At 73.1% G+C, this 11,270-nt stretch carries 10 protein-coding genes; 1 reads left to right on the forward strand and 9 read right to left on the reverse strand.

Annotated elements, in window-relative coordinates:
• Positions 1 to 811: 811 nt before the first annotated feature.
• On the reverse strand, positions 812 to 1,441 hold the full coding sequence (locus BLW47_RS20350) for a DNA-3-methyladenine glycosylase (protein WP_091560452.1): 630 nt from the start codon (positions 1,439 to 1,441) through the stop codon (positions 812 to 814).
• Positions 1,442 to 1,640: 199 nt separating this feature from the next.
• Here BLW47_RS20350 and BLW47_RS20355 point away from each other — a divergent pair, with 199 nt between their 5' ends.
• Positions 1,641 to 2,546 (forward strand): NAD(P)-dependent oxidoreductase, encoded by a 906-nt coding sequence (locus BLW47_RS20355; RefSeq protein ID WP_245736815.1) that lies wholly within the window; start codon positions 1,641 to 1,643, stop codon positions 2,544 to 2,546.
• Between the two features lie 103 nt (positions 2,547 to 2,649).
• Here BLW47_RS20355 and argH read toward each other — a convergent pair whose 3' ends face one another.
• From argH to argC, 8 genes are read right to left on the reverse strand one after another with little or no spacing between them, the layout of a single operon-like run.
• Positions 2,650 to 4,113 carry an argininosuccinate lyase gene (gene argH, locus BLW47_RS20360; RefSeq protein WP_091560460.1) on the reverse strand — a complete coding sequence of 488 codons (1,464 nt, stop codon included), beginning with the start codon at positions 4,111 to 4,113 and terminating at the stop codon, positions 2,650 to 2,652.
• A 59-nt stretch (positions 4,114 to 4,172) separates the two neighbouring features.
• A complete protein-coding gene (locus BLW47_RS20365) occupies positions 4,173 to 5,381 on the reverse strand; it encodes an argininosuccinate synthase (protein WP_091560464.1) in 1,209 nt (402 codons plus the stop codon).
• A gap of 54 nt (positions 5,382 to 5,435) precedes the next feature.
• Positions 5,436 to 5,930 (reverse strand): arginine repressor, encoded by a 495-nt coding sequence (locus BLW47_RS20370; protein ID WP_091560468.1) that lies wholly within the window; start codon positions 5,928 to 5,930, stop codon positions 5,436 to 5,438.
• Complete coding sequence (gene argF / locus BLW47_RS20375; protein WP_091560472.1) at positions 5,927 to 6,868, reverse strand: ornithine carbamoyltransferase; 942 nt, start codon at positions 6,866 to 6,868, stop codon at positions 5,927 to 5,929. The genes BLW47_RS20370 and argF overlap by 4 nt, the downstream gene beginning before the upstream one ends.
• Positions 6,865 to 8,064 (reverse strand): acetylornithine transaminase, encoded by a 1,200-nt coding sequence (locus BLW47_RS20380; protein WP_091560475.1) that lies wholly within the window; start codon positions 8,062 to 8,064, stop codon positions 6,865 to 6,867. Before BLW47_RS20380 ends, argF begins: the two co-directional genes overlap by 4 nt.
• Positions 8,061 to 8,963: an acetylglutamate kinase gene (gene argB / locus BLW47_RS20385; protein ID WP_091560478.1), complete on the reverse strand. Its 903-nt coding sequence runs from the start codon at positions 8,961 to 8,963 to the stop codon at positions 8,061 to 8,063. Before argB ends, BLW47_RS20380 begins: the two co-directional genes overlap by 4 nt.
• The gene (argJ, locus tag BLW47_RS20390) at positions 8,960 to 10,132 is read right to left on the reverse strand and encodes a bifunctional glutamate N-acetyltransferase/amino-acid acetyltransferase ArgJ (RefSeq protein WP_091560480.1); all 1,173 of its coding nucleotides are present in this window, start codon (positions 10,130 to 10,132) and stop codon (positions 8,960 to 8,962) included. The genes argB and argJ overlap by 4 nt, the downstream gene beginning before the upstream one ends.
• Positions 10,129 to 11,139, reverse strand: a complete 1,011-nt coding sequence (argC, locus tag BLW47_RS20395) for an N-acetyl-gamma-glutamyl-phosphate reductase (protein ID WP_091560483.1) — start codon at positions 11,137 to 11,139, stop codon at positions 10,129 to 10,131. Before argC ends, argJ begins: the two co-directional genes overlap by 4 nt.
• Positions 11,140 to 11,270 lie beyond the last annotated feature (131 nt).

An 11,270-nucleotide genomic window follows, 5' to 3' on the forward strand; every position in this document is an offset into this window, starting at 1 on the left:
AAGAACCATAAAGATCCAAGCCGGCCGGGGTATAAATCAATTTGGCACTGGCTTATCAAGCACCCTGTTGAGTTCTCAAAGAACAAACACACACCAACAAGCGAACCACCAAGTGGAACACCCATCGGGGCTTTGTTTATTTCGCCCGGCACCGCCAGGCACTCCGACTACGTTACCCGGCCGCTTCCGCCATGTCAACCCGGTATCCACCGGATTATCACGCTTTACACCACCGAGCCCCCCGAACACACACAGCAGCCACCCACCACGCGCACTCAAGGGATTTAGCAGGCCGGCCGCTACCGCGTCCGTTCCCCCGCCGGGGTCAAACATTACCGACCCGGTTGGGCATCGCCAAATCGCCGGACCTGTTCGCCAGGTCACTCCCGATCGGCGGCGCCGCAGCGGGGCCGTATCGGATGTAACCGCTTCCGAACCTGGGCCATTCCCGACCCGTCCGGCGAACCGGACGACCGGGAGTCGCCCTCGCCGGTAGTACAACCGGCTACCGCTCCGGGACATTCCCCCGCGAGATCGGATGTCACCGATCGTCTCCGGGAGCCTCAGCCCCGCCACCAGCACAACCACCGGGGCGCGCTGGCGATTCCCCCTCCCGGCCCGGCCCGCGTCGCGGACCATCCGGGTTCGGGTGTCGCGAAGATGTAACCGCCCCCGCCGACCGGGGATTCCCGGCGCGATCGCGCGGACGGGCGGTGGCACGCCGGCGTCCGATCCTGCTGGTGGACGACGGGTCGGCGCTGTGGGGCGTACCCCGGAGGCGGTGCGGCGCGATCGGCCGCAGCCGGCGCGACTAGGGCGCGATGGTGGGTCGGCGCCGCGGCACGTGCCGGCGGTACTGGCTCACCGTCGGGTCACCGTCGAGCCAGAACCGCCACGGCCGGTCGTGCGCGCCGGTCACCCCGACCCGCGGACCCGACACGATCTCGTCCGGCGGGACCGGCGTCGGCGCCGGCGTCAGCCGCACCGGCCCGTCGCCGAGCAGGTAGCGGCCGTATGCCGCGCCGTCCAGGCCGAGCGCCGCGCAGAGCCGCGCGGGACCACGCGCAAGATCTAAATCCCGGCGTACGGCGGTTCGCCGCGCCCGCGCGACCTCGAGGCCGTCGATCACCTCGCCGGCGCGCAGCAGCACCGCCGAGGCCTCCCCTTCGGGCCCGGTCACGACGTTCATGCACCAGTGCATCCCGTACGTGAAGTACACGTAGGCGTATCCGGAGGGGCCGAACATGACGGCGTTGCGTGCCGTGCGGCCCCGATGGGCGTGCGAGGCGGGGTCCCCGGCGGTGCCGGCGTACGCCTCGACCTCGGTGATCCGCACCGTGACGCCGTTCGCGTCGAGGTGGCAGCCGAGCAGCCCGCGCGCGGCCGGCACGACCGGCCCGGCGAGCAGCTCGGCCAGCTCCGACGTCGCGTTGTCCGTCATACCGGAAAGCCGTTCTCCGTCATGCCGGCAAGCACAGCACACGGGTCCGGTACGCCGCACGACGAGTCCGCGCCCGGCGGGCCGGCGCCGGCGCGGCCGGGCATCGATCAGCCCGCACCGCCGGCGATATCCAGGATCGCGCGATTGGCGCTGGCCCCGGCGCACTCCACCGGAGACGCTCGGTCCCGAACGATCCGACGTGCGTTCGGTGGGGGCGCGGGTGGACATTGGCTTCATCGGTCTCGGCGTCATGGGGCAGCCCATGGCCCTCAACCTGGCCCGCGCCACGTCGCTGATCGTGTGGAACCGCACCGCCGCCCGGAGCGAGGCGCTCCGCGCGGCCGGCGCCACCGTCGCGCCGAGCCCGACGGAGGTCCTCCGGCGGGCACGCGTCGTGTTCGTCATGCTCGCCGACGGCGCCGCGATCGACGCCACGCTGGCCCGCGGCACCGCGCGGTTCGCGCAGAACGTCGCGGGCCGCACGATCGTCCACATGGGTACGACCTCACCCGGCTACTCGCGACTGCTCGACGCCGACATCCGGGCGGCCGGTGGGAGCTACGTCGAGGCCCCGGTCTCCGGTTCCCGCAAGCCCGCCGAGGCCGGGCAACTGGTGGCGATGGTGGCGGGCGAGCCGGCCGCGACGGAGACCGTGCGCCCGCTGCTGCGACCCATGTGCCACGAGACGATCATCTGCGGACCGGTTCCGAACGCGCTGCTGATGAAGCTCGCGGTCAACCTGTTCCTGATCACGATGGTCACCGGGCTCGCCGAAGCCGTCCACTTCGCCGACCGGCACGGTCTGGACATGGGGCAGTTCCTGACGGTGCTCGACGCCGGGCCGATGGCGAGCAGCGTGTCGCGGGTGAAGGCGGTGAAACTCGTGGACCGCGACTTCGACGTACAGGCCTCGATCGCCAACGTCCTGGAGAACAACCGGCTCGTGGCCGAGGCCGCCCGCGCGGCCGGGCTGGCATCGCCGCTGCTCGACGTCTGCCACGCCCTGTACGGCGACACGCTGTCGCTCGGTCACGGCGAGGCCGACATGGTCGCGGTGCTCCGCGCGATCGAGGCCCGTTCCGACGCACCCCGACGATCACCCTGACCCCGGCCCCGGGCCGATCATGATCCGCGTGATCAGGCGGTTCCTCTCACGGCACGCCGACGACGCGCGCGAGTCGGTCCCTGATCACGCGGATCTTGAGGGGTTAGCGGGGGACGACTTGGGCGGCGGCCCAGGTGCGCCAGGTGGCCAGCTGATCCGCGGCGGCGGCGAGTTGGTCGGCGACCGGGCCGGGGCCGGTCGAGCCGGGGGTGGTGCGGGCCGCCAGCGCGGAGCGCACCGAGAGGACGTCGCGCACGCCGGGGTCGAGGTGCTCGCTGACCAGGCGCAGGTCCTCGTCCGAGACCTCGTCGAGCGCGCAGTCGCGGGCGACGCAGAGCGCGACCAGCCGTCCGGTCACCTCGTGCGCCTCGCGGAACGGCACGCCCTTGCGGACCAACCAGTCGGCAACCTCGGTGGCCAGGGTGTAGCCGACCGGGGCGGCCGCGGCGAGCCGGTCCACCCGGACCGTCATCGTGGAGATCATGCCGGCCAGCGCCGGCAGCAGCAGCTCCAGCGTGTCGACCGCGTCGAAGACCGGCTCCTTGTCCTCCTGCATGTCCCGGTCGTACGTCAGCGGCAGGCCCTTGAGCATGGTCAGCACGGTGACCAGCCCGCCGACCAGCCGACCCGACTTGCCCCGCGCCAGCTCGGCGATGTCGGCGTTCTTCTTCTGCGGCATGATCGACGACCCGGTGGCGAACGCGTCGTCGAGTTCGACCCAGCCGAACTCCTGCGACGTCCACATCACCACCTCCTCGCCGAGGCGGGACAGGTGCACCCCGGCCATCGCGGTGATGAACAGGAACTCCGCGACGAAGTCCCGGTCGGCGACGGCGTCCATCGAGTTGGCCGCCGGCGCGGTGAAGCCCAGCTCCTTGGCGACCCGGACCGGGTCGAGCGGCAGCGACGAGCCGGCGAGCGCACCCGCGCCGAGCGGCGAGATCGCGGTACGGGCGTCCCAGTCGCGCAGCCGGTCGAGGTCCCGCAGCAGCGGCTGGACGTGTGCCAGCAGCCAGTGCCCGAACGTGACCGGCTGGGCGTGCTGGACGTGGGTCATGCCGGGCGCCGGCGTCTCCACGTGCCGCGACGCCTGCTCGACCAGCGCCTCGGCGAGCTCGATCAGCCGGGCGGCCACGCCGCGGGCGTGGTCGCGCAGGTAGAGCCGCAGGTCGGTAGCGACCTGGTCGTTGCGGGAGCGCCCCGCGCGCAGCTTGCCGCCGAGCGTGCCGAGCCGCTCCAGCAGCCCCCGCTCCAGGGCGGTGTGCACGTCCTCGTCGTCGACGGTGGGGCGGAACGACCCGGAGGCGCAGGCCGCCTCCAGGTCGTCCAGCGCCGCCAGGATCCTGCCCAGCTCCTCGGCGTCGAGCAGGCCGGCGCGGGCCAGCACGCGGGCGTGCGCGCGCGACCCGGCCAGGTCGTACGGGGCGAGCCGCCAGTCGAACTGGACGCTGACCGACAGCCGGGCCAGCGCCTCGGCGGGTCCCCCGGCGAACCGGCCACCCCAGAGGCTGGTGCGGTTGGTCGCGGCGCTGTTCTCGGTCAAGCTCTTGTCGTCCACGTCGGCCATTCTCACTGAGAAGATCCCTTCCTGCGAGCGCGGGGCCACCGCCCCGCCCCGCTCCCCCGTCAGGACTGGTCGCCGAGGCGGGCGTCCCGCGCCGCCGCCATCCGGCTCGGCAGGCCCCACAGCTGCACGAAGCCCTTGGCCAGCGACTGGTCGAACGTGTCGCCGGTGTCGTAGGTGGCCATGTTGAAGTCGTACAGGCTGGCCTCGGAGCGCCGGCCGGTGACCACCGCACGGCCACCGTGCAGCGTCAGCCGCACCTCGCCGCTGACGTGCTGCTGCGTCTCGTCGATGAACGCGTCGAGCGCGGCCTTGAGCGGCGAGAACCACAGGCCGTCGTAGACCAGCTCGCCCCAGCGCTGGTCCACGCCCTTCTTGAACCGGGCCACGTCACGCTCGACGGTGACGTTCTCCAGCTCCTGGTGCGCGGTGATCAGCGCGATCGCGCCGGGCGCCTCGTACACCTCGCGGCTCTTGATGCCGACCAGCCGGTCCTCGACCATGTCCAGCCGGCCCACGCCCTGGGCCCCGGCCCGGCGGTTGAGCTCGGTCACGGCCTGCAGCGGCGTCACGGTCTCGCCGTCGATCGCGACCGGCACGCCGCGGTCGAAGGTGATCACGACCTCGTCGGCGTCGCGCGGCTCCGCCGGGTTGGACGTGTACGAGTAGAGGTCCTCGATCGGGGCGTTCCAGATGTCCTCGAGGAAGCCGGTCTCGACGGCGCGGCCCCACAGGTTCTGGTCGATGGAGTACGGCGACTTGTGGGTGACGTCGATCGGCAGCCCCTTCTCCTCGGCCAGCGCGATCGCCTTGTCACGGGTCCAGGCGAAGTCCCGGGCGGGCGCGATCACCTTCAGGTCGGGCGCGAGCGCGCCGATGCCGACCTCGAACCGGACCTGGTCGTTGCCCTTGCCGGTGCAGCCGTGCGACACGACCGTGCCGCCGTACTTCTTGGCCGCGGCGACCAGGTGCTTGACGATCAGCGGGCGGCTCAGCGCCGACACCAGCGGGTAGCGGTCCATGTAGAGCGCGTTGGCGCGCATCGCCGGCAGGCAGAAGTCGGCGGCGAACTCGTCGCGCGCGTCGATCACCTCGGACTCCACGGCGCCGCAGTCGAGCGCCCGCTGCCGGATGACGTTCATGTCCTCGCCACCCTGGCCCACGTCGACGGCGACGGCGATGACCTCGGCGCCGATCTGCTCGGCCAGGTAGGGAATGGCGACCGAGGTGTCGAGACCCCCCGAATACGCCAGTACGACCCGCTCAGTCACGATGTATTACTCCCTTCCGGATTGTCTTGTTCATGGAAAACGTCTCAGTTGCGGTTACCCCGCTTGGCTCGCCGCCCAGCCGGAGAGTTTCTCCGCCAGCGCGGCGCCGCCGACCTCTTCGCGGGCCACCACGAGGATGGTGTCGTCGCCGGCGATGGTGCCGACGATCTCCGGCAGTCCCGACCGGTCGAGCGCGCTGGCCAGGAACTGCGCCGCCCCGGGCGGGGTGCGCAGCACGGCGATGGTGCCGCTGGAGTCGACCCCGGTGAGCAGCTCGTGCAGCAGCCGGACCAGCCGGGCCGGCGCCTGCTCGGCCGGCCGCAGCGGCCGGTTGCCGTCCTCCGGGATCAGGTAGACCGCCGGGCCGTCGCCGCCGCGTACCTTGACCGCCCCCAGCTCCTCCAGGTCCCGCGACAGCGTCGCCTGGGTCACCTGCACCCCCTCATCGGCCAGTAGCTCGGCCAGCTCGGTCTGGGAGCGGATCGCCCTGTCGCGGATCAGCTCGACGATCCGGGCGTGCCGGGCCGTACGGGTGACGGGTGCGGTCACCGCGGGCCGCCCGGCGAGCTGGCGGCCAGCAACCAGGCGAGCAGCGCCTTCTGCGCGTGCAGCCGGTTCTCCGCCTGGTCGAAGACCGCGCTCTGCGGACCGTCGAGCGCCTCGTCGGTGATCTCCTCGCCGCGGTGCGCGGGCAGGCAGTGCAGCACGATCGCCTCGGGCGCGGCCGCCCCGAGCAGCTTCGCGTTCACCTGGTACGGCCAGAACGGGGTGAGCCGGTCGCGGCCGTCGCCCTCCTGACCCATCGACGTCCAGGTGTCGGTGGCGACCACGTCGGCCCCGTCGACCGCCTCCCACGGATCGCGCAGCACCTGCACCGAGCCGCCCGTCCAGGCCGCGATCTCGTCGGCCCGGTTGACCACCCCGGGCGACGGGTCGTAGCCGGAGGGGCCGGCGACCCGCACGTGCATCCCGGCGGTGACCCCGGCCAGCAGGTACGAGTGCGCCATGTTGTTGGCCGCGTCCCCGACGTACGCCAGCGTCCGCCCAGCGGTGCCGCCGCAGCGCTCGCGGATGGTGAGCAGGTCGGCGAGCATCTGACACGGGTGGAAGCCGTCGGTCAGGGCGTTGACCACCGGCACCGTCGAGCCGGAGGCCACCTCGGCCAGCCGCTCGTCGCCGTGGGTGCGCATCACGATCGCCGAGACGTAGCGCGACAGCACCCGCGCGGCGTCGGCGAGGGTCTCGCCGCGGCCGAAATGGGTCGCCTGGGTGTCGATGATGATCGGGCTGCCGCCGAGCGCGGTGATGCCGACGTCGAAGGAGACCCGCGTGCGCAGGCTCGGCTTGTCGAACAGCACCGCCACCGACTGCGGCCCGAACAGCGGCCGGTGCGCGTACGGATCGGCCTTCATCGTCGCGGCGAGGTCGAGCACCGCCGACTGCTCGGCCGGCGAAAGATCGTCGTCGCGCAACAGGTGACGGATCATGCGGGGTCTCCGGAGAATGCGGCCGCGTCGAGGGCGGCGGGCAGGGCGGCGAGGAACGCGTCGGCCTGCTCGGCGGTGAGCACCAACGGCGGGGCGAGCCGCACCACGTCGGGTTGGATCGGGTTGACCAGGAAGCCGGCGTCGCGCAGCAGGCCGGCGACCGCGCCCGAGGCGGGCGCGCTGAGCACCACGCCGAGCAGCAGCCCGGCGCCACGCACCCCGGCGACCAGCGGGTGGCCGAGCGCCTCGACGCCGCGCCGCAGCTGCTCGCCGACCCGCTTGACGTGGTCGAGCAGCCCCTCGGCGGCGATCGTGCGCAGCACGGCGAGCGCCGCCGCGCAGCAGACGGGGTTACCGCCGAAGGTGCTGCCGTGGCTGCCCGGCGTGAACAGGCTCGCCGGGTCGACCGCCGAGGAGTCGGAGAACGCGATGCAGGCGCCGATCGGCAGCCCGCCGCCGAGCCCCTTGGCCAACGTGATGATGTCCGGCGCCACGCCCTCGGCCTGGTGGGCGAACCAGTGGCCGGTGCGGCCGATGCCGGTCTGCACCTCGTCGATGGCGAGCAGCGCCCCGTGCCGGGTGGTGATCTCCCGCGCCGCGGCGAGGTAGCCCGGCGGCGGGACGATCACACCGGACTCGCCCTGGATGGGCTCCAGGATCACCATCGCGGTGCGGTCGGTGACGGCGGCGGCCAGCGCGTCGACGTCGCCGTACGGCACGTGGGTGACGTCGCCGGGCAGCGGCCGGAACGGATCGGCCTTGGCGGGCTGGCCGGTCAGCGCCAACGCCCCCATCGTCCGGCCGTGGAAGCCGCCGACCGTCGACACCACGTGGGTGCGCCCGGTGCGGCGGGAGAGCTTGAACGCGGCCTCGTTGGCCTCCGCGCCCGAGTTGCCGAAGTAGACGGCGCCGGGGCGGCCGGTCAGGGTCAGCAGCAGCTCGGCGAGCGCCACCGTCGGCTCGGCGACGTACAGGTTGGAGACGTGCCCCAGGGTGGCGATCTGCCGGCTGACCGCCTCGACGACCGCCGGGTGGGCGTGGCCGAGGGCGTTGACCGCGATCCCGCCGAGCAGGTCCACGTAGGAGCGGCCGGCCTCGTCGACCACCACCGCGCCCTCGCCGCGCATCAGCGCCAGCGGCGGCGTGCCGTAGTTGTCCATCAACGCCTGCGACCAGCGTTCGACCAGCGACGTCATGACCCGCTCACCACCATCGTGCCGAACCCTTCCGACGTGAAGACTTCCAACAGCGTCGAGTGCGCCACCCGGCCGTCGACCACGTGCGCCGCCGGCACCCCGCCGCGCACCGCCCGCAGGCAGGCCTCCATCTTCGGCACCATCCCCGACTCCAACGTCGGCAGCAGCTCGGCCAGCTCATCGGTGGTGATCTGGGAGACCAGGCTGGAGGTGTCGGGCCAGTTCGCGTACAGCCCGGGCACGTCGGTGAGCACCACCAGCTTGCGGGCCCCGAGCGCGACGGCCAGCGCCGCGGCGGCGGTGTCGGCGTTCAGGTTGTGCAGCACCCCGTCGGCGTCCGGCGCCACCGTCGAGATCACGGGGATCCGGCCGGCGTCGATCAGGTCGGAGACCGCCGAGGGGTTGACCGTGTCCACGTCGCCGACCTGGCCGACGTCGACCGGCTCGCCGTCGACGTACGCCGGGCGGCGCACCGCGGTGAACAGCTGCGCGTCCTCGCCGGAGAGCCCCACCGCGTACGGGCCGTGCTCGTTGATCAGCCCGACCAGCTCGCGGCCGACCTGCCCGACCAGCACCATCCGCACGACGTCCATCGCCTCCGGCGTGGTGACCCGCAGCCCGCCCTTGAACTCGCTCTCGATGCCGAGCCGGCCGAGCATCTTCGAGATCTGCGGCCCGCCGCCGTGCACCACGACCGGCTTGAGGCCGGCGTAGCGCAGGAAGACCATGTCCGAGGCGAACGCCCGCTGCAGCTCGGGGTCGATCATCGCGTTGCCGCCGTACTTGACGACGACGGTGGCACCGCGGAACCGGGCCAGCCAGGGCAGCGCCTCGATCAGGGTGGCCGCCTTCGCCTGCGCCACGGTCAGGTCGCGGGTCAGCCCGCTGGGCGCGCTCATGTCGAGTACGCCGAGTTCTCGTGGACGTACGCGTGTGACAGGTCGTTGGTCCAGATCGTGGCCGCGGCGTCGCCGGCGTGCAGGTTCACCCGGATGGCCACGTCCCGCCCGGACAGGTCGACCTTCGCGCGGTCCTCGGCGGCCGCGCCGCCGCGGCACACCCAGACGCCGTTGACGGCCACGTCGATCGCGTCCGGCTCGAACGCGGCGGCGGTGGTGCCGACCGCGGCGAGAATGCGTCCCCAGTTCGGGTCGTTGCCGAACAGCGCCGTCTTGACCAGGTTGTTGCGCGCCACGGACCGCCCGGCCTCCACCGCGTCGGCCTCGCTGGCCGCGCCGACCACCTCGACGGCGATCTGCTTGGTGGCGCCCTCGGCGTCGGCGACCAGCTGCTGCGCCAGGTCGTGGGCGGCGGCGGTGACCGCCGCGGTCAGCTCCTGCTGGGTCGGCTCGATGCCGGAGGCGCCGCTGGCCAGCAGCAGGACCGTGTCGTTGGTCGACATGCAGCCGTCGGAGTCGACCCGGTCGAAGGTCAGCCGGCACGCCTCGCGCAGCGCGGCGTCGAGCGCCTCGGAGCCGGCGACCGCGTCGGTGGTGAGCACGCAGAGCATGGTGGCCAGCGCGGGCGCGAGCATGCCCGCGCCCTTGGCCATGCCGCCGACGCTCCAGCCGGCGCCGGCCACCACCGTGGTCTTCGGCCGGGTGTCGGTCGTCATGATCGCCTCGGCGGCCGCCGGGCCACCATCGCGGGACAGCCCCCGCACCGCCGACCGCACCCCCGGCAGCAGCTTCTCCATCGGCAGCCGCTCGCCGATCAGGCCGGTCGAGCAGACCGCGACGTCACCGGCGCCGACGAGCAGCCGGGGGTTGGCCGCGCTGAGCGTCGCCGCGGCGTGCTCGGCGGTGGCGTGGGTGTCCTGGAAGCCCAGCGGTCCGGTGCAGGCGTTGGCGCCGCCGGAGTTGAGCACCACGGCGCGGACGATGCCGGCGCGCAGCACCTGCTGGCTCCAGAGCACGGGTGCGGCCTTGACGCGGTTGGCGGTGAAGACGCCGGCCGCGGTCGCGTCCGGGCCGTCGTTGACGACCAGCGCGACGTCGGGCGCGCCGCTGCTCTTGAGGCCGGCGGCGACGCCCGCCGCCCGGAACCCCTTCGGGGCGGTGACACTCACGGGGCGACTCCGTAGACAGACAAACCAGTAGTTTCGGGCAAACCAAGCATAATGTTGGCGCACTGCACGGCCTGCCCCGCGGCGCCCTTGCCGAGGTTGTCGATCGCGCTGACCACGATCACCCGGCCCGAGTCGACGTCGGTGGCGACCTGCAGGTGGCAGGCGTTGGAGCCGAGGGTGGCGGCGGTGTGCGGCCACGCCCCCTCCGGCAGCACGTGCACGAAGGGCGCGTCCGCGTACGCCCCGGTCAGCGCCGCCCGCGCGGCGTCGGCGGGGGCCGACCCGGTCGGCCGCGCCGTGACCGTGGCCAGGATGCCGCGCGGCATCGGCGCCAGCACCGGGGTGAACGACAGCGTCGCCGCCCCGCTCGCCTGCTTGATCTCCGGCACGTGCTGGTGCGCCCCGACCTTGTACGGCGACAGGTCCCCCATCACCTCGCTGCCGAGCAGGTTCACCTTCGGCGACCTGCCGGCGCCCGAGGTGCCGGAGGCGGCCACGACCACCACGTCGTCGGGCTCGACCACGCCGGCGGCGATCAACGGCGCCAGCGCCAGGATCGTCGCGACCGCGTAGCAGCCGGTGGCGGCGACCCGCTGCGCACCGGCGATCGCCGCGCGCTGGCCGGGCAGCTCCGGCAGGCCGTACGTCCAGGCGCCGGCGTGCGCGCCGCCGTAGTAGCGCGTCCAGGCATCGGCGTCGCGCAGCCGGTGGTCCGCGCCGAGGTCGACGACCTTGGTGCCGGCCGGCAACGCGGCGGCCAGCGCCGCCGACTCGCCGTGCGGCAGCGCCAGGAAGACCAGATCCGCGTCGGCGAACGCGGCCGGCTCGGTCGCGCCGAGCACCAGGTCCAGCCCGACGAGCTGCGGGTGGACGGCGGCGACGGGCGCGCCGGCCCGGCTGTGCGCGGTGGCCGCGACGAGGTCCAGCTCGGGGTGCCCGGCGATCAGACGCAGCAGCTCGCCCCCGGCGTACCCACTCGCCCCTGCCACCGCGACTCGGATCCCCATACGCACCTCCGTATTGCTATGCAGGCAACGGTATCAGGATGCGAGGGCGGCTGCAAGGTCATGCACGCTGCTGCATGGCGACGCATATGACGACGGGCCCCGTCCCACGGCGCGCGGCAGCGGGAGGGGCC

The sequence above is a fragment of the Micromonospora pattaloongensis genome, assembly GCF_900107255.1.
GTDB classification, from domain to species: domain Bacteria; phylum Actinomycetota; class Actinomycetes; order Mycobacteriales; family Micromonosporaceae; genus Micromonospora_I; species Micromonospora_I pattaloongensis.

What these genes read in the sequence shown, in the direction of transcription:
- argC (WP_091560483.1), bottom strand. Translation starts at nt 11,139, where the DNA reads ATGGGGATCCGAGTCGCGGTGGCAGGGGCGAGTGGGTACGCCGGGGGC.
- BLW47_RS20350 (WP_091560452.1), bottom strand. Translation starts at nt 1,441, where the DNA reads ATGACGGACAACGCGACGTCGGAGCTGGCCGAGCTGCTCGCCGGGCCG.
- argB (WP_091560478.1), bottom strand. Translation starts at nt 8,963, where the DNA reads ATGAGCGCGCCCAGCGGGCTGACCCGCGACCTGACCGTGGCGCAGGCG.
- argH (WP_091560460.1), bottom strand. Translation starts at nt 4,113, where the DNA reads ATGGCCGACGTGGACGACAAGAGCTTGACCGAGAACAGCGCCGCGACC.
- argF (WP_091560472.1), bottom strand. Translation starts at nt 6,868, where the DNA reads ATGATCCGTCACCTGTTGCGCGACGACGATCTTTCGCCGGCCGAGCAG.
- BLW47_RS20380 (WP_091560475.1), bottom strand. Translation starts at nt 8,064, where the DNA reads ATGACGTCGCTGGTCGAACGCTGGTCGCAGGCGTTGATGGACAACTAC.